Raw genomic sequence first — 21,760 nt, 5'->3', positions numbered from 1 at the left:
TGCTGTCCGGTAATGCAATCGCGCCGTGCTCCAAACCGCCTGCCTCGGCTGTCGGCCGGGTGCTAGCCTTGGCCGAAATCAGACCGGACCCCCTCATATGCCAAACCTGTCAAACAAACCGCTTGCCGACGGCAAGATCCTGCAAGACGTCGTCGACGGTGTCGGCGTGGTCACCTTCAACAATCCCGACAAGCACAATGCGATGTCGCTGGAGATGTGGGAGGGATTTGGCGAGGCGCTGGCGGCCTTGCGCGACGACGACACCGTGCGCGTCGTGATCCTGCGCGGCGCCGGCGGCAAGGCGTTCGTCTCGGGCGCCGACATCAGCCAGTTCGAGAAGGTCAGGCACAATGCAGCGGCGTCGGAGGAGTACGCCAGGCGCAGCGCTGCCCAGCGTGCGCTGCTCGCCGACTATCCCAAGCCGACCATCGCCTGCATCGACGGCTATTGCCTTGGCGGCGGCATGCAGGTCGCGATGCTCGCCGACATCCGCCTCGCCTCGCACGGCAGCCAGTTCGGCATTCCCGCAGCCAGGCTCGGCATCGCCTACGGCTATGACGGCTTGCGGCATCTGGTGTCGCTGGTCGGCCCGGCCTGGGCGCGGCTTCTGATGTACACGGGCATGCGGATCGATTCCGCCGAGGCGCTGCGCATCGGTCTCGTCGAGCGCCTGCTGCCGGACGCCGAGCTCTGGGACGCGACCATGGAGATCGCGCGCACCATTTCCGGCAACGCCCCGCTCGCGATCAAGGCCGCCAAGATCACCATCGCGCAAGTGCTGAAGGACCCAGCCGACCGCGACATGGCCGCGATCAAGCAGGTCGGCATCGAATGCATGGATAGCGCGGACTTCCGCGAAGGCCGCAGCGCCTTCATGGAAAAGCGCGAGCCGCAGTTCAAGGGCCGCTAACGGCGTCCCCATCCTCACCTGTCATCGCCCGGTTCAACCGGGCGATCCTGAACGCCGCGGCCATCGGCTCAAGCACGACTCGCCTCTGGAATACCGGATTACCCGCATGCGCAGGCGATGACACCGGATGGCTACTGTGATATTTCTGTATAACGGAATAATACCGCCGATTTGCCCGACGCGCCAGGCTGCCTGGTCGAACGCCGGCCGCCGGCGGCTACTTTGCATGGGGTTGTTTTCGATATTTTGGCAGTTTGCTCGCGATTGAACCTGCCCGCTACTTCTTCTCGCTGACCGGCACCGTGTAGTTCAGGATCAACCGCCCGCCGTCGGGATAGATGGTCTGGCCGGTGATGTAGGAGGCATCGTCGCTGGCCAGGAATGCCACGACGGAGGCGACCTCGCTCGGCTCGCCACAGCGGCCGGCCGGCGTCCGCGACAGCACGCTGCGCCGCGCGTCCTCCGAGGAGAAGATCGCCGTCGCCACCATGTCGGTCAGGATCGTGCCGGGGCCGACCGCCACCACACGAATGTTGTGCGGGGCGAGCGCGACAGCCGCGACCGACGTAAGCTGCTTCATGCCGCCCTTGGACATTGCATAGGTCGCCAGCGCCGGGATCGCGAGCAGCGCATTCACCGAGGACATGTTGATGATGACACCGCCGCCGCCCTGCGCGATCATTTGCCTCGCCGCCGCCTGCACGCCGAAGAACGCGCCCTTCAAGTTGATGCCGATGATCTCGTCGAACTCCTCTTCGGTAATGTCGAGGATGTCCCGGTTGCGGGCGACGCCGGCATTGTTGACCATGATGTCGAGCCGGCCGAACTCCTTCACGGCGGTCGCGACAATGCGATCGACATCGGCGCGCTTGCTGACGTCGGCCTCGACCGCCCGCAACTGATCGATATGTCCGAGGTCCTGGGCGGTGTGGACAAGCCCTGCAGCGTCGACATCCGAGATGACGACCCTGGCGCCGTCGGACAGGAAGCGCGCCGCGCAGGCCTTGCCGATGCCGCGTGCCGCTCCGGTGATGGCGACGACCTTGCCGGAATTCTTCATGGGAGTGCCTCCAGAACAAACTGTTCATGGAGCAATAGCGCATTGCGCGTCGGCAGGGAACGCGGCGGATTCTCCGGGCGAGACCTCAGGGACTTGATGCGCGCGAGAATCCGGTCGGCCTCGGTACGCCAGTCGGCGCTGCGGGCGAAGTCCGGCGTTCCCTTGGCTCCGAACACGCCCTCATCGGCAAGATCGGCGATCCAGCCCTGGCGCTCGGCGGTGCCCGAGGCAGACCACGGCGTCAGCCCGGCCTCGCGCACGGTCTCCGCCACCTCGCGCACCTCCTCGGCGCGCCGCCGGCCGTGCTCGATCACTCGCTGAAAGAAATAGGCGCCCTGCTTCTCCCAGTCGATCGACGGAAAGGTTTCCTTGAGCGAGGCGAGCACCGCATCCTCGACGCCATAGGCGCGTGCGGTGGTGAAGCTCTCGATCACCATGGCCTCCAGCCCCTTGATCATGATGCAGCGGCACATCTTGACCGCCGAGGAGACGCCAAGCTCGTCACTTGCGACCTTCGCCGCAAAGCCGAGCGCGAACAGCTGCGGCGCGAGCTCCCGCGCGCCTTGCCCGCCGAGCAGCAGCGGCACCTTGATGCGATAGGGCGGCACCGAGGTCATCACCGCGCCCTCGACATAGCGCCCGGCAGCGCCGTCGATCAGGGCGGCGGCGCGCTGCTTGGCGCCTGGAGAAGCCGAATTGAAATCGAGAAACCAGGCGCCGTTGCGGATTGCGGGCGCGCAGGCCGCGGCCACCGGCACCGCCTGGCTCGCCGTCACCGCCGAGATGATGAAATCGGCCCGCGCCGCGAGATCGGCATGGGATTGTGCGAGCTCGACGCCGATCTCGGCCGCGTGTGCGCGCAGCGCCGCGCCCTGCCCGCGGTCAAGCTTGATGTCGTAGGCCGAAACCCTCACGCCCTGCTGGCGCAGATCCTCGGCAAGGATGCGGCCGACCTCGCCATAGCCCAGCATGCCGATTTGCCATTGCCTCGGATCGCCGGAGATTGTCATCAGTTCAAGTCCCGTGTTGTGTCGTCGAACAGCTCGTCGACCGTGACGTGCCGGGGGATCAACGCCTGCTGCGCGCAATAGTCGATCATCAGCTCGAGCGGCTTGCGGTTCGCCGCAACGCCGAACGGCAGCAGGTCCGGCATGCCGGGTGGTCCGGCCTCTTCCTTGCCGCGCTTGAGGAGATCGTACAGGCTCAGCACCACGTCCGGCCGCGACGCCGCAAGCCGCGATGTCACCACCACCAGATGATTGACCGGCACCACGCCGTGCCGCGCATACCACCGCGCCGCCTCTGCGGCCGGATCGGCGAACAATGGCTTGAATGCCGGATCGCTGGAGGTCTCGCCGAGCACGGCGTCGAGTTCGCCGTCCCTCAGCATCTGGACGATGGTCTTGCCCTTTGGCGCACGCTCGGTGCTGTCGACATATTCCGCGACATGCGGATCCTCGAACGTGACCCAGTTGATCCTGTCGAGGTTCACGCCATGGTCGTTGGCAAGGATGCCGCGCATCCATGCCCCGGTCGTGGTCGTGAACGAGCGGATGCCGACCCGTTTGCCTTCGAGATCGGCAGGCACGAGCGTACCGCGGTCGGCGCGACAGAGCGCATGGCCATGCTGGAAGCGTCCGAGCATGGTCGCCGGCAGCAGCACCAGCGGCTTGCCGTGCGCCTTCGCCATCAGGTAGGTGACGATCGCCATCTCGCAGACGTCGAAGGCCTGCTCGCGCACCATCGGCTTGAACGCCGTGTTGGTCGGCGTGTACGTGATGAAGTCGAGATCGAACAGATCAGAGCGGAGCTCGCCGCTCTTCACCGCCTGGATGTGCGAATGATTGCCGAGCACGGCGCGTAGCCGAAGTTTCTCCATCGCGACAAGCTCCGGACGTTCAGGTCACCACTCGCCCCGGATTCGCGGCCGGGATCTTGCGCGGCGCCCCTTCGTCGAGCGGCGCGGCCTGCAACGCGGCGACGGTGGCGCGCACCAGCTCCTCGATGGCGTGGCCGGCATCGCTGCCGTCGGCCTCGCCGCGCGACAAGCGCGAAACGCGCTCCGGCGTCACCAGCGAATAATAGAGCGCACCGAGCAGGAAGTGGCTCCGCCAGACGATGTCCGTACGCGGAATATGCGGCAGGCTCTCGTGGATCGCGTCGATGAAGGCGTGGCTGGTGTCGTCGAAGGTCTGCGCGATGATTTTTCGCGCGACCTCGTTGCCCTCCGCCGACATCACCGCGCGCAGCCGCGTGAAGCGCGCCCCGCCGCCCGCGAGATCGCTGCCCGAGGTGAAGGCCGGCACCACATAGGCGCGCACGATCGCCTCCAGCCGGTCCTGGAGATCGCGCACACGCCTGGCAGCGGCAAGCAGCTCGGAACGGCGCAGGTTCATCGGCCCGCAATGGCGCCGGTAGATCTCCAGCAGCAACCCGTCCTTGGTTCTGAAATGATATGTCACGCTCCCCGGATTGGCCCCGGCGGCATGCGCGATATCTCGCACCGACACGGCATTGAAGCCGTTGGTGGCGAACAGCTCCTCGGCCGCGGCGAGGATCGCCTCGCGCATGTTCGGCTTGCGGGTGCTAGCGGCGGCCTTCACGTCAGACCTGGCAGGTTTGCGGACCATATTTGTACTATCGTCCAAATAATCCGGTCGCGTCAACAACGCCGCGCTGCACGCATCCGTCAGGATAGTTTGACGTCGGGCTCGGCACGACCGCGCGCGGCAGCGTCGAGCAGGAACGTCCTGCCATGGTCGGGATCGGCCGCACGCTGCGCCTCATCCATGTCCTGCCAGGCCGAGGTGACCAGCACGCGCGAGAAGTCGCGGCCGACGAATGCCGGGCAGCTCGATTGCCTCGCCGGTACGCGCAGCGAACGCAGATGCCGGCCGGCGGGATCGTAAACGTCGACGGAGCCACCGCCCCAGCGCGCGTTCCAGATCAGCCCGTCGGCATCGACGATCGCGCCGTCGAGCCCGCCGCTACCTTGATGCCTGATCAATTCGGTGAGCTCGCCGACCGGCAGTCCTGTTGCTGGATCGAGCGGCACGCGATGCAGTACGTTGGTCGCGGTATCGGCGAAATAGCCGATGTCGCCCGCGGGCGAAAAGCAGATCGCATTCGGGATGGTGATCCCGGGATACAGCCGCACGATGCGGCCCCGGTGCAGCGCATAGATCGCGCCGGCACCCTGCTCGGCATGGCGCCCCATGGTGCCGAGCCAGAACGTGCCCGACGGATGCACGCGCGCATCGTTGGAGCGCGTCAGCGGATTGTCGGCCTCCAGCGCGGCGAACAGCTCCAGGCGGCCGTCGGCAACGTGCCGGACATAAAGTCCATCTTCGGTCAGGATCAGCTGCCGCTCGCCGTCGATCCGCGCCAATGCACTCGCCATTTTCGGCAATTCATGGATCACAGTGGTGCCGCCTGCAAATCGATGCTCGAACAGGCGGCGCTCGCGGATGTCGAACCACCAGGCGGTGTCGGTGGTTGCGTCATAGGTCGGCCCTTCGCCGAGATGGCAACGCTCCGCCGACAGCACCGATGTCGGCACCTCTTCCATCAGCGGCTCGGCGGCACGGTCGGTCATTGCGTCACTCACGCGGTTGAGAAGCGGTAGACGATGCTGCGCCGATAGAGCTGCCCCGGATCGAGCCGCGCCGACGGGAAGTCGGGCCGGTTCGGCGTATCCGGCCAGGCATGCGGCTCGAGACAGAGCGCGTCGAATTGCCGGTAAAGACGATCGCCCTTGCCGGCGGTCGAGCCGTCGAGGAAATTGCCGGAATAGAACTGCAATCCCGGCTGATCGGTGAGCAGTTCCATCACGCGGCCGCTATGCGGCGCCTCGAGGCGCGCGGCCAGGCGAAGGTCCGTCCCCTTGGCCAGACAGAAATTGTGGTCGTAGCCGCGCCCAAGCTGGAGCTGCTCGTCATGCATCCTGATCCACGCGCCGATGGCCGTGGGCTTGCGGAAGTCGAACGGCGTGCCGTCGACCGGCCGCGGCGGGCCCGGTAGCGGGATCGCCGTGGCATCCACCGCGAGGAAATGGTCGGAGACGATCGTCAGGCGGTGATCGAGGATCTGCATGCCCGAGCGCGCGCCCTCGAGATTGAAGAAGCTGTGGTTGGTCAGGTTGACGATGGTCGGCCGGTCCGTCGTCGCCTCGTAGGTGACCGAGAGCTCCATCGGGTTGCGCACGCTGTAGGTCACCCGCGCCTGAAGATTGCCGGGATAGCCTTCCTCGCCATGCGGGCTCTCGCGCTCCAGCACCAGCGTCGGTCCCGGATCATCCGATAGTTCGACGATCCGCCACAGCTTGCGATCAAAGCCTTGCAGGCCGCCGTGCAGCGCGTTGGGACCGTTGTTGGCGTCAAGCTGCACGGTCTCGCCATCGAGCACGAAACGCGCGCCGGCTATCCGGTTGGCATAGCGCCCGATCGTCGCGCCGAAGAATTTGCGCTGTGCGAGATAGCCGTCGAGCTCATCGTGGCCAAGCACGATGTCGTCGCAATGCCCGTCACGATCCGGCGCAAGCAGCGCTTGCAGCGTGGCGCCGAACGGAAGGATGGCGGCCTCAAAACCGTATTCGCCGCGCAAGATCACGCGCTCGACCACGGTGCCGTCGTGCAATTTGCCGAAGGGGGCGCGACCAATGCTGGCTGATATCATTGTCAGTCCTTGAACGCCTCGACGAGGCGCCGTCGCCCGAGCATGAAGCTATCGGCGACAAGCCGCAAGGGCGCGAGGTCGACATCGGATTTTCCTTCCGAGGTCAACGCGACGAAACGGCGGTAGAGCGCGGGGTATTCCTCATCTGGCGCATCGACCACCAGCCTGCCGCCATCGCGCAGCTGCCTTCCACCTGTCGACAGCGTCACAGGTCCGGCCTCGGTCTCGCACAGGATGTCCCAGCTCGGCGATCCGGTCTGGCGGAAATCGAATTCGGCGTGAATTGGCAAGCCACCCGCGTCGGAGAGTTCGATCTCTGCCGCAATCGGCGCCTCCCGATTGGATGGAAAGTCCAATGCCGCACTCCTGATGAAGACCGCACGCGGCAGGATCTCGGTCAGGATCGACAGCGCATTGATGCCGGGATCGAACACGCCGAGGCCGCCCGGTTCCCAGATCCAGGCCTGGCCGGGATGCCAGACGCGGACGTCTTCCTTCCAGCTGATGGTCACCTTGTTGATGGTGCGTCTCGCGAGCAATTGCCGCGCAGGACCGACCGCGGCCGCATAGCGTGAATGCCATGTGGCAAACAATGTCCGACCCGCCTCCTGCGCGGCCGCGATCAGCGGCGTGAGTTCGCTCAACGTCGTGCCCGGCGGCTTCTCCATCAGCACATGCTTGCCCGACGCGAGCGCGGCGTCGGCCTGCGCGTGGCGCACCTGCGGTGGCGTACACAGCGCGACCGCATCGATCTCCGGCCCGTCGCGCAACAACTCCTGCAAATCGCGGAAATGCGGCAGGCCGGGCGGGGTTTTGACGGGATCAACCACCGCAACGAGAGCTACGCCTGACGTCTTCGCGATCGCAGGCACGTGCTGCCGGCACGCGATCTCGCCATAACCGACGATGGCGATGCGAAGCAGGTCACTCATGGCCGTCCTCGCGTTGCGGTCGACCTGCCGGCTGAAACCGCCAGGCAGAATCATAAGCCAGCGCCGAATACCAACGGCATGATGTGATTTTGGTTGCGGACGCGCAAGTCCACGACGCTCTGGTGTGCACCTCGCGGCCGGGGCATCGGCTTTGATCAAATCAAGGCCGATGCTCCAGATTCCGGTCTTGACGGGCTTTCTTCGCGCGGACCGGTCACCGCCTCGCCCGGAATTGCGCTAGCGCGCGGCCTCAAACCCGCCGAGCACCGCCGTCAGATTGGCGCCGAGGATGTCGGAGAGATAGCCGCCCTCCTGCACCAGCACCGTCGGCAGTCCGAATCGGGCCAGCCCCTCGCCGATGCGACGAAAGCCGTCGGTGGTGACGGCGAGACCGGCAAGCGGGTCCTTCTCGGAGGCGTCGAGACCGAGCGCGACCACGAGCGCGGTCGGAGCAAAGGAGCGGATCGCCTTCTCCGCCGCTGCGAGCGCCTTCATGTAGTCGTCGTCACCGGTGCCGATGGCGAGGGGAATGTTGAGATTGGTGCCGAGACCGGGGCCTTCGCCGCGCTCATGCGCATAGCCCCACACGAAGGGGTAATAGGCGGTCGGATCGGCATGGATCGAGATCGTGTAGACGTCGGGCCGGGCATAGAAGATGCCTTGCGTGCCGTTGCCGTGATGGACGTCGACGTCGAGGATCACGACACGCTCGTGCTTGAGCCGAAGATGCGCGGCGGCAATCGCGCTGTTGTTGAGGAAGCAGAAGCCGCCGGCCATGTCGCGATAGGCGTGATGGCCGGGCGGACGGCACAGCGCGTAGGTCGCGTCCTCGCCGTCCATCACCATCTGCGCCGCCGTGACTGCGACATCGGTCGCGGCACAGGCGGCCGCCCACGTGCCCGGCCCGATCGGCGCCGCGGTGTCGGCGGTGTGCCAGCCGAGCTTGCCGACGATATGAGCAGGGTACGTGCCGGCATGGCGCACCGGATGGATGTTGCCGATCATCTCCGGGCCGGAATCGCCGAGCGCCGTCCAGGCGTCCCAGGCTTCGCTGAGGAACGACAGATATTCCGGACTGTGAATGCGCGCGCGCGGCCCCTGCCCGAACCTGGTCGGCTCGACCAGTTGATGCTTTCCGTCCTTCAATCCCTTGAGCAGGCGGTCTGCGCGCTCGGGCTGCTCGGTGGTGCGCTTGACGACACCGCGAACCAGGAAGAATTGCGGATCGTGGCTGCGGTGCAGATCACTGTAGACGGCCTTCACGGGGACACTCCTGTTCGATCGGCTGAGCTGGACAGAGCGAGGGCAATGTGCCGCACGCAAGCTTTGGCTTGCGCGTTGTACACTATCAGCGACGGCGACGATCTGAAACCGAGCGCGATTTCATGCTATGCCCGCATGCAGCGCAATGATTGAAAGACGCAGGACGCGAAGTCCGGCCATGGCCAGCGGCAAGACGGTGACAGAGGAAACGGCAACGGGGCGGCGCGGGCGGCCGCGCTCCGCCGCGACCACGGCCGCGATCCTGGAAGGCGCCTATCAGCTGATGGCCTCCACCGGCCTTGCCGCCACCACCATCGACGCGGTCGCGCGCCATTCCAGCGTCTCCAAGATGACGATCTACAAATGGTGGCCGTCCCGCGAGGCGCTGTTGATCGACGCCTTCCTCGACCAGGCCTCGCGGGCCGTGCCGCTGCCCGAAACCGGCAATCCGGTGGCCCGCGTCCGCCGTCATGTCGCAACCTATGTCGAGGCGTTGCAGGGCGAGTTCGGTCGGGTCCAGCTCGCCGTCATCTCCGAATGCATCTCGAAGACCGGATCGGCGGAGCTGTTCTACGCGCGCTACCTCGGCCTGCGCCGCAGCAAGATGCTGGAGATCATCGCCACCGGCCAGAAGGATGGCAGCATCGGCGCGCCGGCCGTCCCCGGCGACATCTACGATGCGATCTATGGCAGCCTGTTCTATCGCTACGTCTTCGGCATCACGCCGGTCACTCCGGCTTACGCCCGCAATCTCGTCAATCTGGTGCTGCGGCCACGCGCGGACGCTTGACTATCAAGCAGAGCGCTGGCGCTGACGGCGGAACCAGACCCAGGTCTCGCGCGTCACGGCCCGGTAACTGCGGCCGCGATGCACGATCTCGCCGTCGACGATTTCGTTCAGCTTCGGCAGCGCGTGAAAGGGGATCGAGGGATAGGCGTGGTGCTCGACATGGTAGGGCATGTTCCACGCAAACCATTTCATGATCCTGCCGGTCATCGTGGTGCGCGTGTTCTCGAACGCGCTCCGCGTCCGCTCGCAGCCGGTGTGCTCGGCATAAAGATAGGGGCGCAGGATGAGCTGACCGGCCAGGAGCGGCACGACCCACACAAAGAGCAGGATCGCGCTGTGCAGCGCGAACGATGCCACAAGCAACAGCAGATAGCCCGCGAGATAGAGCCGCGCCTCCAGCACGATCGAGGCCCGCTTGTGCGCCGAAATCCATGGCACAACCACCTTTCCGGTGAGTGCATGCCAAAACATCAGGCGGATGCGAACCAACACCTGCAGCAGTCCCGAATAGGCGATCGCGAGCTGGGTGTCCGACGCGGGCTTGGGGCCGACGATCAGCTCCGGGTCTTTCTCAGGATCCTGCGTGTAGCGGTGATGGTCCCAGTGAAACAGGCAGTAATACTGGTAGGGCAGTCCGATCATGAAGGCGGACAGATTGCCGACGACAAGATTGAGCACTGGACTGCGGAACGCCGTCTTGTGCGCGGTCTCATGCACCACCATGAACAGGAATGCGACGAAGTAGCCCTGCACGGCAATCAGCGGCAGCGCCCATGGCAGACCGTAGCGCGATGAGACCAGGGAGATCAGCGCACCGACGATGACGATCATTCCGTAATGGCTTGCCGCGCGCACCGCGCCGGCAAGGTTCGACTTGGTCGACAAATCGCGCAAGGTCAGCGGGCTGAGCGGCTTCAGGCGGGGTCCGGCGTCACTGGTCTCTGCGGTGCTCATGGTCGTCTCACCTATCAGCGTTGCAGCAGCGCCGAGATTTCGGCGTTGATGAAGGCGCGGTCTTCGGCGTTGTTGGCGGGGTTGCCGGCCCGATGCCCATGGATCGAGGGAATGGCGTGCAGCGCGGCCGAGCGTGCGTTGACGAGGCGACCGAGTTCATCCTCGTTGTCGCGCGGGTCGAAATAGCGATCAGTACGCCCCGGAATCAGCAGGACATGCGCCCTGATCGCGGCCAGCGCCCGGTCGAAGTCGCCGCCGAATTGATCGCAACGGCTGATATCGCCGACCTGCCAGATCGCGATCTGCGCCAGCAGATCATTCGCATCGCGCCGCGCGAAGGCACCGTCCCAGGATCCCGCCAGATAATCCTCCAGCGAATTGAAGCCGGCCTCGCGCCAGAGCTCGTCGCGATAGAAGCCGTGCGACATCGCCCAGCCGGCATAGACGCGCCCCATGGCGCGCAGGCCCGCCACCGGCTTGGCGACGAAGCGGCCATCCCGATAGGCCGGGTCGGCGGTCAGCGCGGCCTTCACGCCTTCGAGGAAGACATGATTATACGGCGAGCACCGCGCGCTGCCGCAGACGACCGCCGCGCGCTCGACCATGTCAGGGTGCAGCGCCGCCCAGTGATAGGCCTGCATCCCGCCCATCGACCAGCCATAGACCAGCGCAAGCCTGGTCACGCCAAACCGCTCGACCAGCAGCCGCCGCTGGATCGCGACCGCGTCATGATAGGTGAAGGCAGGAAACGGCGCGCCGCCCAGCAGCTCGGCGGAATTCGACGGCGAGGAAGACAGACCATTGCCGAACAGATTCGCGATGACGATGAAGTAGCGCTCGGGATCGAGCGCGCCGCCCGGCTGCACCAGCCATTCGATGTCGGTGTGCTGTGCGGTGAACGAGGTCGGATAGAGGATGACGTTGTCCCGGGCCGGGCTCAGCGTGCCGTAGGTCTTGTAGGCGAGCTTCAGTTGCGGAAACACGGCACCGCCCTGCAGCGTCACATCACCTGCCTCGAACACCTCATAGTCGCGCAGCGTGGTCATCAGCATTCGACCTCGAGCAGCAGGCGCAACGCTGCGCCCTCCATAGCTGTACTATTCGTACACTAAATGCGGAACCCCGGCAATAGCGGCGAAGGTGGAATGACACCGGGCCGATCCATTCAAAATCGGTATGGATCAATACCCGTTTCGGCTTGGACCCATTCTCGTCATCTCTCTAGGAGAGACCCCGAGGAAATTTTCGAGGAGGCGCTAATGAGCGCAATTGTGTCCGCCGCAGACACGCGGCGATCCCGCGTCAGGCTGTTCATCGTGACCATGTTGTTCCTGGTCACGACAGTGAACTATGCCGACCGCGCCACGCTGTCGATAGCAGGTCCCGCGCTCTCCAGGGAGTTGCATCTCGATCCCGTCGCCATGGGCTGGATCTTCTCGGCCTTCGGCTGGTCCTATGTCGTGGCGCAGGTGCCGGGCGGCTGGCTGCTCGACCGTTTCGGCTCCAAATGGGTCTATGCGATCAGCATCATCGTCTGGTCGATCTTCACCGCGATGCAGGGCCTGGTCGGGTTCCTGTCCGCCGGCGCGGCCGTCGTCGTGCTGTTCGCGCTGCGCCTCCTCGTCGGCGTCGCGGAAGCACCGTCGTTTCCCGCCAATGCCCGCATCGTCGCGGCGTGGTTTCCCGGCAATGAGCGCGGCACCGCGTCGGCCTTCTTCAATTCGGGACAATACTTCGCGACCGTGATCTTCGCGCCGCTGATGGGCTGGATCGCGCACGCCTATGGCTGGCGCTTCGTGTTCTTCGTGATGGGGGCGCTCGGCATCGTCATGGGTCTCGTCTGGATCAAGACCATCTATGGCCCGAAGGAGCATCCTTCGATCAACGAGGCCGAGTTCGACTACATCAGGAACGGCGGTGCGCTGGTCGACATGGATGCGGCGAAGGCCGGCAAGACGCAGGACAGCGGCCCCAGCTGGGACCACATCCGCCAGTTGCTCTCCAACCGCATGATGCTCGGCGTCTATCTCGGCCAGTACTGCATCAACACGCTGACCTATTTCTTCCTGACCTGGTTCCCGGTCTACCTCGTCAAGGAGCGCGGGCTGTCGATCCTGCAAGCCGGTTTCGTCGCGACGCTTCCTGCGCTGTGCGGCTTCATCGGCGGCGTGCTCGGCGGCATCATCTCCGATGCGATCCTGCGCGGGACCGGCTCGCTGACCATGGCGCGCAAGATCCCGATCGTCGGCGGCATGCTGCTGTCGATGTCGATCATCGCCTGCAACTATGTCGACGGACAGGCGCTCGTGGTGGGCTTCATGGCACTCGCCTTCTTCGGCAAGGGCATCGGCGCGCTCGGCTGGGCCGTCGTCTCCGACACTTCGCCCAAGGAGGCCGGCGGCGTCTCCGGCGGCCTGTTCAACCCGTTCGGCAATCTCTCCTCGATCACCACTCCGATCGTGATCGGCTACATCCTGGCTGCGACCGGCTCGTTCAACGGCGCGCTGGTGTTCGTCGGCCTCAACGCGCTGGTGGCGGCGTTCGCCTATCTCGTCATCGTCGGCAAGATCGAGCGGGTGCAGCTGAAGGCGGCCTGAACGCGACCTCTCCCCGCCCTTCCGCGGGGAGAGGTCGAAATTCGCACAGCGAATTTCGGGTGAGGGGCAAAGCAACACGTCTCCGCAGAGACAGTCCTTCCGACTCGTTCGGATCGCGCGTGCACATCGAGGCGGCCGCTGCGCGGAGAGAGCCCCTCACCCCAACCCTCTCCCCGTAAGAACGGGGAGAGGGAGCAGAAAACCAAACGGCGGCTTCGGCCGCCGTCTTTGTCTGCTTGTTTGTCTTCTTGGCCAGTGGGAGGCATCGATGCTAGAACGTACAAATCCCCGCGCGATCAATTCCGGGCTTGTATCGATGTTCGACCTCAACCAGCTCCGCTGCTTCGTCACGGTGGCGGAGGAACTGCATTTCGGCCGCGCCGCCGCGCGGCTGAACATGACCCAGCCGCCGTTGTCCCGGCAGATCCAGGTGCTCGAGCACATCATCGATGCGCCGCTGCTCGAACGCACCAGCCGCTCGGTGCGCCTGACCCCTGCCGGGCGCAGCTTCCTGCCGGAGGCGCGGCGCATCCTCAAGCTTGCGGAAAGCGCCTCGCAGGTCGCCCGCCGCATCGCGCTCGGCAAGATCGGCTCGCTGAAGATCGGATTTACGGCGGCCGCCGCCTACGGCTTCCTGCCCGAGCTCGTCGCCGCCTGCCGCGCCAAGCTGCCCGAGGTCGATTTCTCGCTGAAGGAGATGGTGTCCGGCGACCAGTTCGAGGCGCTGACATCCGGCCAGATCGATGCCGGCCTGCTGAGGCCGCCGATCGCGCGTCCCGAACTCGCCAGCCGCCGCGTCGTCGCCGAGCCTCTGCTCGCGGCGATCCCGAGGAAGCATCCGCTGGCGAACGCCGACAGCATCGCCATCAAGGATTTCGACGACCAGCCCTTCGTGATGTACTCGCCCTATGAGAGCCGCTACTTCCACGACCTCCTGGTCGCACTGTTCACCCGCGCCGACGTGCTGCCGCGCTACGTCCAGCATCTCAGCCAGATCCACTCGATCCTCGCGATGGTGCGCGCCGGCCTCGGCCTTGCCATCGTGCCGGAAGCGGCCGCCAGCCTGAAGATCGCGGAGGTCAAGCTGAAGCCGTTGAAGCTGCGATCACCCGGGCCGGTCGAGCTGTTCATGGTGTGGCGGCGCGATCACGAGAACCAGTTGCTGCCTTCGCTCATCGAGATCGCGACCGAAATCGCAGCGCCGCATCTGCGCGGCGATTGATGCAGAGTTAGCATCGCTCGATACCGCGTTTGGCTTGGACGCGCATCGAACCATTCCCTAGAAATTCCGCCATGGACGCGCGCTGCTCGCGCATCCCGTTCCCAACATCATCAGGAGTGGCGCCATGAGCAAGATGACCCCTCAGGAGATGGCCGCTAGAATCGGTGGCGGCCTCCTGTCCTTCCCCGTCACGCCGTTCGGGGCTGACTACTCCTTCGACGAGGCGACCTACCGCGCCAACATGGACTGGCTGTGCGGCTACGACGTTGCCGGCCTGTTCGCCGCCGGCGGCACCGGCGAGTTCTTCTCGCTGACCCCGGCAGAGGTTCCGCAGATCGTCAGGGTCGCCGTCGAGGAGACCAAGGGCCGCGTGCCCGTGCTTGCCGGCACCGGCTACGGCACCGCAATCGCGCGCGAGATCGCCATCGGTGCCGAGAAGGCGGGTGCCGATGGCCTGCTGCTTCTGCCGCCCTATCTCACCCATTCCGAGCAGGACGGCCTCGCTGCCCATGTCGAGGCGGTCTGTGCTTCCGTGAAGATCGGCGTCATCGTCTACAACCGCGATAACGCCATCCTCCAGCCCGACACGCTCGCGCGCCTCGCCGAGCGCTGCCCGAACCTGGTCGGCTACAAGGACGGCATCGGCGACATCGAGCTGATGACCCGCGTCTACACCAAGCTCGGCGATCGCCTCACCTATATCGGCGGCCTGCCGACTGCGGAGACCTTCGCGCTGCCCTATCTCGACATGGGCGTGACGACCTATTCCTCGGCCGTGTTCAACTTCGTGCCGGAGTTCGCCACCAGCTTCTACGCCGCTGTGCGCAAGCGCGATCACCAGACTATCCATGCCGGCCTGAAGAACTTCATCCTGCCGCTGATCGCGATCCGCAACCGCAAGAAGGGCTATGCGGTCTCGATCATCAAGGCCGGCATGAAGGTGATCGGCCGCGACTCCGGCCCGGTCCGGCCGCCGCTGACCGATCTCACCGAGCAGGAGATGGCGGAACTCGCGGCCCTGGTAGCCAAGCTGCCGCAGGCCGCGACCCAACAGGCAGCGGAATAAACCAAACGAAGGACGAAGGGAGGAGCAGATGATCCAGGACACGATCCGCACCGGCTTTGCCGGCGCACCTGTTGTCACGGCGATGCAGGTGATCCCGGTCGCTGGCCGCGACAGCATGCTCCTCAACCTCAGCGGCGCGCATGCGCCGTTCTTCACCCGCAACATCGTCATCCTCACCGACAATTCCGGCCATACCGGCGTCGGCGAGGTGCCGGGCGGCGAGAAGATCAAGAAGACGCTCGAGGACGCCCGCGACCTCGTCGTCGGCCAGACCATCGGCGCCTGCAACAACGTCCTGGCCTCGATGCGCCAGGCCTTCGCCGACCGCGACGCCGGTGGCCGCGGCAAGCAGACCTTCGACCTGCGCGTGATGATCCACGCGGTCACGGCGATCGAATCCGCACTGCTTGATTTGCTGGGCCAGCATCTCGGCCTTCCGGTCGCAGCCCTGCTCGGCGAAGGCCAGCAGCGCAAGAGCGTCGAGACGCTCGGCTATCTCTTCTTCGTCGGCGATCGCAGGAAGACCAACCTTCCTTACGTCGAGGGCGAGACCGGCAAGCCCGACTGGTTCGATCTGCGCCACCAGGTGGCAATGACGCCGGAGGCGATCGTGCGCCTCGCCGAGGCGACGCAGGACCATTACGGCTTCGCCGACTTCAAGCTCAAGGGCGGCGTGCTCCGCGGCGAGCAGGAGATCGAGGCCGTCACGGCCATCGCAAAGCGTTTCCCGAACGCGCGCGTCACACTGGACCCGAACGGCGCCTGGTCGCTGGACGAGGCCGTCAGGCTCTGCAAGGGCATGCACGGCATCCTCGCCTATGCCGAGGATCCCTGCGGCGCCGAGGCCGGCTTCTCCGGCCGCGAGATCATGGCCGAGTTCCGCCGCGCAACGGGGCTGCCGACGGCGACCAACATGATCGCCACCGATTGGCGGCAGCTCTCCCATGCGCTGCGCCTGGGCGCGGTGGACATCCCCCTCGCCGATCCCCATTTCTGGACCATGCAAGGCTCCGTGCGCGTGGCCCAGACCTGCCGTGACAACGGCCTGACCTGGGGCTCGCACTCCAACAACCACTTTGACATCTCGCTCGCCATGTTCACCCATGTCGGCGCCGCCGCTCCCGGCAAGGTCACCGCGATCGATACCCACTGGATCTGGCAGGACGGCCAGGCGCTGACGAAGGAGCCGCTCCAGATCAGGGGCGGCAAGATCGCGGTGCCTGATCGCCCCGGCCTCGGCATCGAGATCGACCGCGTGGCCATCGAGGCCGCGCATGAGCTCTACAAGAAGCATGGACTTGGCGCCCGGGATGACGCTATGGCCATGCAGGACCTGATCCCGGGCTGGACCTTCGACGACAAGCGTCCGTGCCTCGTGCGATAAACAAGAAAGGTTGGAAACATGACCGCTCACCAAAAGAACTTCATCGGCGGCGAATGGGTCGACGGCTCCGGCGTCACCAGGAACATCAACCCCTCCAACACCAACGACGTCGTCGGCGAATATGCCAAGGCCGACAAGGCGCAGACCGAGAAGGCGATCGCCGCCGCCAAGGCCGCCTTCCCCGCCTGGGCGCGCTCGACGCCGCAGGAGCGCTATGACGCGCTGAACAAGATCTCCGCCGAGATCCTCTCCCGCAAGGAAGAACTCGGCCGCCTGCTCGCCCGCGAGGAAGGCAAGACGCTCCCTGAGGGCATCGGCGAGGTTGCGCGCGCCGGCCAGATCTTCGCGTTCTTCGCCGGCGAAGCGTTACGCCTGATCGGCGAGAAGGGCGCCTCGGTCCGTCCCGGCCTCGATGTCGAGCTCACGCGGGAGCCGGTCGGCATCGTCGGCATGATCACGCCCTGGAATTTTCCGATCGCGATTCCCGCCTGGAAGATCGCGCCCGCGCTCTGCTACGGCAACACCGTGGTGTTCAAGCCGGCCGAGCTGGTGCCGGGCTCGGCGCACGCGCTGTCCGAGATCATCACCCGCTCGGGCATTCCGGCCGGCGTGTTCAATCTCGTGGTCGGCTCCGGCTCCGTGGTCGGCCAGACGCTGATCGAGCATCCCGACGTCGCCGCGATCTCCTTCACCGGCTCTGTGCAGACCGGCCGCAAGATCGCGCAGGCCTGCGTGCTCTCGAACCCGATGAAGAAATTCCAGCTCGAGATGGGCGGCAAGAATCCGCTGGTCGTGCTCGACGACGCCGACCTCAAGACCGCCGTCGAGGTCGCCGTCAACGGCGCCTATTTCTCGACCGGCCAGCGCTGCACGGCCTCTTCCCGTCTCATCGTCACCGAAGGCATCCACGACCGTTTCGTCGCGGCGATGGCCGAGCGGCTGAAGGGCCTGTCGGTGGACGATGCGCTCAAGGCCGGGGTGCATATCGGCCCCGTGGTCGACCAGAGCCAGCTCGACCAGGACCTGCGCTACATCAAGATCGGCCAGGACGAGGGCGCCAAGCTCGCCTTTGGCGGCGAGCTGCTCAAGCGCGAGAACCCCGGTCACTATCTCCAGCCGGCGCTGTTCACCGAAGCCAGCAACAACATGCGCATCGCGCGCGAGGAGATTTTCGGCCCCGTCGCCGCCGTCATCCGCGCCAAGAACTACGAGGAGGCGCTGGCGATCTCCAACGATACCGAGTTCGGGCTTGCCTCCGGCATCTGCACCACCAGCCTGAAATACGCTTCGCACTACAAGCGCAACAGCGAGGCCGGCATGGTGATGGTCAACCTGCCGACCGCCGGCGTCGACTATCACGTGCCGTTCGGCGGCCGCAAAGGCTCGAGTTACGGCGCCCGCGAGCAGGGCTCCTATGCGCGCGAGTTCTACACGACCGTGAAGACGGCCTATACGTTCCCGGGCTGAGGCTTGTGGCGTGGGTTAGCCGAAGGCGTAACTCACGATGGCCACAACGTACCAAACATGACGGGTTACGCCTTCGGCTAACCCGTCCTACAACTTCCGGAGTCCACGATGGACCAGTCGATCGGCGCGCAAGAGCAGCCCCGCTACATCAAGCTCAACGAGCGCGACAATGTCGCGATCGTGGTCAATGATTTCGGGCTTCCCGCCGGCTCCCGCTTCGCCAGCGGACTGACGCTGCGCGCCTTCGTGCCGCAAGGGCACAAGACCGCGCTGGTCGACATCGCGCAAGACGCGCCGATCATCCGCTATGGCGAGATCATCGGCTACGCGCTGTCGCCGATCCTCGCCGGCGAATGGGTGGACGAGGCGCGCATCCGCATGCCGGAGGCCCCTGCCCTCGACAAGCTCGAAATCTCGACCGCCGTCCCCGCGCCGCTGCCGCCGCTCGAAGGGTTCACCTTCGAGGGTTATCGCAATCCGGACGGCTCGGTCGGCACCAAGAACATCCTCGGCATCTCCTCCTCCGTGCAATGCGTCAAGGGCACGATGGAATATGCGGTCAAGCGCATCCGCGCCGAGCTGTTGCCGAAATATCCTGATGTCGACGACGTGGTGCCGCTGACCCATGCCTATGGCTGCGGCGTCGCCATCAATGCGCCCGACGCGGTGGTGCCGATCCGCACCCTGCAGAACCTCGCGCTCAATCCGAATTTCGGCGGCGAGATTCTGGTCATCAGCCTCGGCTGCGAAAAGCTGGCGCCCGAGCGGCTGGTGCCGGAAGGTATCAGCGATGCCATCGTGCGCATGCAGGACGAAGCCTTCGACGGCTTCGGCGCCATCGTCGATGCGATCATGACCCAGGCCGAGGCCCGGCTGAAGGTGCTCAACACCCGCAAGCGCGAGACCTGCCCGGCCTCCGATCTCGTCATCGGCCTGCAATGCGGCGGCAGCGATGCCTTCTCCGGCGTCACTGCGAACCCCGCCGTCGGTTTCGCCGCCGACCTCCTGGTGCGCGCCGGCGCCACCGTGATGTTCTCGGAAGTCACCGAGGTGCGTGACGCCATCCAGCTGCTCACCCGGCGCGCGATCAACGAGGATGTCGGCCGCGCGCTGGTGCGCGAGATGGCCTGGTACGACTCTTACCTCGCCCGCGGCGGCGCCGATCGCAGCGCCAACACCACGCCGGGCAACAAGAAGGGCGGACTCGCCAACATCGTCGAGAAATCACTGGGCTCGATCGTGAAGTCCGGATCGAGCGCCATCACCGGCGTGCTCTCGCCCGGCGAGAAGGCGACGCAGAAGGGCATGCTGTTCGCGGCAACGCCCGCCTCGGACTTCATCTGCGGCACGCTCCAGCTCGCCTCCGGCATGACGCTGCAGGTGTTCACGACCGGCCGCGGCACGCCCTACGGCCTTGCCGCCGCGCCCGTGATCAAGGTCGCCACCCGCAGCGAGCTTGCGCGACGCTGGAAGGACCTGATCGATTTCGACGCCGGCAGCATTGCCACCGGCGAGAAGACCATTGAGGAATGCGGCTGGGACCTGTTCCGCCTGATCCTCGACGTCGCCTCTGGTCGCACCAAGCCGTGGTCGGACCGCTGGGGCATTCACAACGATCTGACGCTGTTCAATCCGGCGCCGGTGACCTGAGGATCCGCGGCTCCTTAACCACCCGTTAGCCACGTCCTGATCGGCCCGGGAACGTGGCAATTCGATTCAATTTGTCTGGGCATGGAGGCACACATGACCCGGACAACCAACGATCTCAGAGATCAGGCCGACCGCGCCGAGCGGCTGGCACGCACCGGCATAGACTCGTTGACGGTCGAGCGCCTGCGTGCCTACGCGGAGGAATGTCGCATCGCAGCGGCCGAGCGGGAGAGGCAATCGGGGGCATCACCACCGGCATAGATGTCCGGTCGTCAAAACGTCTTTAGGCCCCGCACTTCCTTGGCGGCGACCTTGATCAGCGGCTTGACCGCCTGTTCCTCTCGGCCGAGCACGACGCCCGAGGCAAAGGCGCTGGCGCGCTCCTTCCGATGCGGGGCCTTCAGCGCCGCATCGACCGCCAGCTCGCGGTGCGCGACAAAATCGTTGAGCGAGCCGAGCGCATCCTGGACCCGCTTCAGATGCCGGGACAGCCGCGCGAGTTGCTTGCGCTCACCCTTGCGCGAAAACAGGCTTTCGAAGAAGTCGATCGCGTATCTGAGCTTCTTGGCCCTGATGCGCAGCTTGTGCCGCTCCTCGGCCGACAGCTCGTCGAGACGCCGGCCATCCTTGCGCAGCTTCCTGATGCGGCGATGCAGCAGCGCGGCGGCGAATTCCTCGATCGGACCGCCTTCGTCCTCCGCGGCAATGGTCTGCCTTGCCTCGATCCATTGCAGCGTGTCGATCAGCATGGACCGATAGCGCCGCGAATTGACCGCGTGCCTCGCGCCGGCAAATGCGCGGTCGCGGCGACCGGAAAACTCCCGCCGGATCGCTTTGCCGCCGCGCCGGAGCAGCGCGTCATGCGATGCAGGCTCGATATCTTCCTTGACGAACACATCAAGCTCGCGCGCCGGCGCGAGCGCGTTGGTGAGCCACTTCAGCTGCGTCTTGATCTCCTCCGTCGGAGCTACGGTGAGGATCTTCGAGAACAGCGAGATCGCAGCGCGCAGCCGCCGCAACCCGACCCGCATTTGGTGAATGCCTTCCGCCTCGCCCTCGCGGACCGCGTCGGCATTCGACGAGAAGTGACGAAGCGCGCTGCGCGCGACCACCCGGAATGCCGCGCCGGCGGTAAGTCCGGCGTCGAGCACGATGCTCCCGGCGGAGACGACGACATGCTCCTCGCCATCGGCAAGTTCATAGCCGTGTTCGGCTTTCGAGCGCAGATCGAGCTCCGCCGCCGCCTTCCGCTCCAGCGCCCTGGCGACCCGGAACAGGTCGAGCGGGCGGCCGCTCTTGAGCTCGAGTTCGACCTCGTCGATTCGGCGCGAACGGTGCCCGGCCGTGGTGTAGCCGCGATCGATCGCGAGTTCGATCTCGCTGCGTTTGGTCCGCAGCGGCACGGTGATACGCCGCACCGACGTTTCGAACACCGGCTTCAGCTTGCGACGCAGCCTGCCAGACGCGAGCTTTTCGAGCGGCGTACCTTCAGCCTTGTCGAGGTCGAGGTTTCCGTCCGCCAGGTCAGTCTCCCATTCGCCCCGTTCAAACTGCGGACCCGCTCCCGACTTGATAGTCTGAACATAGTTGCCGCCATCGCGCCGCACGCGCAGCGTCAGTCCGTGCCGCTTGAGCTTGTGCTTCGCCGTGTCGAAATAGGTCGAGACGAGATCGCTCTCGGATGGTGCACCGCTCTTGCTGCCGGCGACCCGCGGTTTCTTCAGCCCCTTGAGCTTGCGCGCGGGAACGTGGAATTTGAGCTCCGTCTCGGCCGCCATCGTCGCTCCATGC

20 protein-coding genes are annotated in these 21,760 nt (G+C 65.6%); 9 read left to right on the top strand and 11 right to left on the bottom strand.

Annotated elements, in window-relative coordinates:
• Positions 1 to 97 precede the first annotated feature (97 nt).
• A complete protein-coding gene (locus RX327_RS10325) occupies positions 98 to 910 on the top strand; it encodes an enoyl-CoA hydratase (RefSeq protein WP_317250176.1) in 813 nt (270 codons plus the stop codon).
• Positions 911 to 1,187: 277 nt separating this feature from the next.
• Here the strand turns inward: RX327_RS10325 and RX327_RS10320 are convergent, their stop codons facing one another.
• The 8 genes from RX327_RS10320 to RX327_RS10285 form a co-directional block, all read right to left on the bottom strand.
• A complete protein-coding gene (locus RX327_RS10320; protein ID WP_317250175.1) occupies positions 1,188 to 1,970 on the bottom strand; it encodes an SDR family oxidoreductase in 783 nt (260 codons plus the stop codon).
• Entirely contained in the window at positions 1,967 to 2,974 is a 1,008-nt protein-coding gene (locus RX327_RS10315; RefSeq protein WP_317251234.1) for a DUF1932 domain-containing protein, read from the bottom strand. The genes RX327_RS10320 and RX327_RS10315 overlap by 4 nt, the downstream gene beginning before the upstream one ends.
• Positions 2,975 to 2,979: 5 nt before the next feature.
• Complete coding sequence (locus RX327_RS10310; RefSeq protein WP_317250174.1) at positions 2,980 to 3,849, bottom strand: hypothetical protein; 870 nt, start codon at positions 3,847 to 3,849, stop codon at positions 2,980 to 2,982.
• 19 nt (positions 3,850 to 3,868) lie between these two features.
• Positions 3,869 to 4,600 carry a TetR/AcrR family transcriptional regulator gene (locus RX327_RS10305; protein WP_317250173.1) on the bottom strand — a complete coding sequence of 244 codons (732 nt, stop codon included), beginning with the start codon at positions 4,598 to 4,600 and terminating at the stop codon, positions 3,869 to 3,871.
• A 59-nt stretch (positions 4,601 to 4,659) separates the two neighbouring features.
• Entirely contained in the window at positions 4,660 to 5,538 is an 879-nt protein-coding gene (locus RX327_RS10300; protein ID WP_317251233.1) for an SMP-30/gluconolactonase/LRE family protein, read from the bottom strand.
• A 35-nt stretch (positions 5,539 to 5,573) separates the two neighbouring features.
• Complete coding sequence (locus RX327_RS10295; RefSeq protein WP_317250172.1) at positions 5,574 to 6,644, bottom strand: aldose epimerase family protein; 1,071 nt, start codon at positions 6,642 to 6,644, stop codon at positions 5,574 to 5,576.
• Between the two features lie 2 nt (positions 6,645 to 6,646).
• Positions 6,647 to 7,576, bottom strand: coding sequence for a Gfo/Idh/MocA family oxidoreductase (locus RX327_RS10290; protein ID WP_317250171.1), 930 nt, complete (start codon positions 7,574 to 7,576; stop codon positions 6,647 to 6,649).
• A 237-nt stretch (positions 7,577 to 7,813) separates the two neighbouring features.
• Positions 7,814 to 8,839 (bottom strand): histone deacetylase family protein, encoded by a 1,026-nt coding sequence (locus RX327_RS10285; RefSeq protein ID WP_317250170.1) that lies wholly within the window; start codon positions 8,837 to 8,839, stop codon positions 7,814 to 7,816.
• Between the two features lie 178 nt (positions 8,840 to 9,017).
• On the opposite strand from RX327_RS10285, the gene RX327_RS10280 reads away from it, so the two are divergent.
• Positions 9,018 to 9,629: a TetR/AcrR family transcriptional regulator gene (locus tag RX327_RS10280; protein WP_317250169.1), complete on the top strand. Its 612-nt coding sequence runs from the start codon at positions 9,018 to 9,020 to the stop codon at positions 9,627 to 9,629.
• Between the two features lie 3 nt (positions 9,630 to 9,632).
• On the opposite strand, the gene RX327_RS10275 is transcribed toward RX327_RS10280, so the two are convergent.
• Both RX327_RS10275 and RX327_RS10270 read right to left on the bottom strand, forming a co-directional pair.
• The gene (locus tag RX327_RS10275; protein ID WP_317250168.1) at positions 9,633 to 10,583 is read right to left on the bottom strand and encodes a fatty acid desaturase; all 951 of its coding nucleotides are present in this window, start codon (positions 10,581 to 10,583) and stop codon (positions 9,633 to 9,635) included.
• 14 nt (positions 10,584 to 10,597) lie between these two features.
• Entirely contained in the window at positions 10,598 to 11,629 is a 1,032-nt protein-coding gene (locus RX327_RS10270; RefSeq protein ID WP_317251232.1) for an alpha/beta fold hydrolase, read from the bottom strand.
• A 213-nt stretch (positions 11,630 to 11,842) separates the two neighbouring features.
• Between RX327_RS10270 and RX327_RS10265 the strand changes: the two genes are divergently transcribed.
• The 7 genes from RX327_RS10265 (at position 11,843) to RX327_RS10235 (ending at position 20,230) form a co-directional block, all read left to right on the top strand.
• A complete protein-coding gene (locus tag RX327_RS10265; protein WP_317250167.1) occupies positions 11,843 to 13,180 on the top strand; it encodes an MFS transporter in 1,338 nt (445 codons plus the stop codon).
• Between the two features lie 316 nt (positions 13,181 to 13,496).
• Entirely contained in the window at positions 13,497 to 14,402 is a 906-nt protein-coding gene (locus RX327_RS10260) for a LysR substrate-binding domain-containing protein (RefSeq protein ID WP_317251231.1), read from the top strand.
• 124 nt (positions 14,403 to 14,526) lie between these two features.
• Positions 14,527 to 15,468, top strand: a complete 942-nt coding sequence (gene kdgD, locus RX327_RS10255) for a 5-dehydro-4-deoxyglucarate dehydratase (RefSeq protein WP_317250166.1) — start codon at positions 14,527 to 14,529, stop codon at positions 15,466 to 15,468.
• Between the two features lie 28 nt (positions 15,469 to 15,496).
• Positions 15,497 to 16,852 carry a glucarate dehydratase gene (gudD, locus tag RX327_RS10250; protein WP_317250165.1) on the top strand — a complete coding sequence of 452 codons (1,356 nt, stop codon included), beginning with the start codon at positions 15,497 to 15,499 and terminating at the stop codon, positions 16,850 to 16,852.
• 18 nt (positions 16,853 to 16,870) lie between these two features.
• Positions 16,871 to 18,319 (top strand): aldehyde dehydrogenase family protein, encoded by a 1,449-nt coding sequence (locus RX327_RS10245; protein WP_317250164.1) that lies wholly within the window; start codon positions 16,871 to 16,873, stop codon positions 18,317 to 18,319.
• A gap of 108 nt (positions 18,320 to 18,427) precedes the next feature.
• Positions 18,428 to 19,969 carry a galactarate dehydratase gene (gene garD / locus RX327_RS10240; protein WP_317250163.1) on the top strand — a complete coding sequence of 514 codons (1,542 nt, stop codon included), beginning with the start codon at positions 18,428 to 18,430 and terminating at the stop codon, positions 19,967 to 19,969.
• A 93-nt stretch (positions 19,970 to 20,062) separates the two neighbouring features.
• The gene (locus RX327_RS10235) at positions 20,063 to 20,230 is read left to right on the top strand and encodes a hypothetical protein (RefSeq protein WP_410712152.1); all 168 of its coding nucleotides are present in this window, start codon (positions 20,063 to 20,065) and stop codon (positions 20,228 to 20,230) included.
• 11 nt (positions 20,231 to 20,241) lie between these two features.
• Here the strand turns inward: RX327_RS10235 and RX327_RS10230 are convergent, their stop codons facing one another.
• On the bottom strand, positions 20,242 to 21,747 hold the full coding sequence (locus tag RX327_RS10230; RefSeq protein WP_050387436.1) for a CYTH and CHAD domain-containing protein: 1,506 nt from the start codon (positions 21,745 to 21,747) through the stop codon (positions 20,242 to 20,244).
• Positions 21,748 to 21,760 lie beyond the last annotated feature (13 nt).

The sequence above is a fragment of the Bradyrhizobium sp. BEA-2-5 genome, from assembly GCF_032918025.1.
In the GTDB taxonomy this organism is placed as follows: domain Bacteria; phylum Pseudomonadota; class Alphaproteobacteria; order Rhizobiales; family Xanthobacteraceae; genus Bradyrhizobium; species Bradyrhizobium pachyrhizi.
Note: the sequence above shows the minus strand (reverse complement) of the source record. Positions and strands in the feature narration are given on the sequence as shown.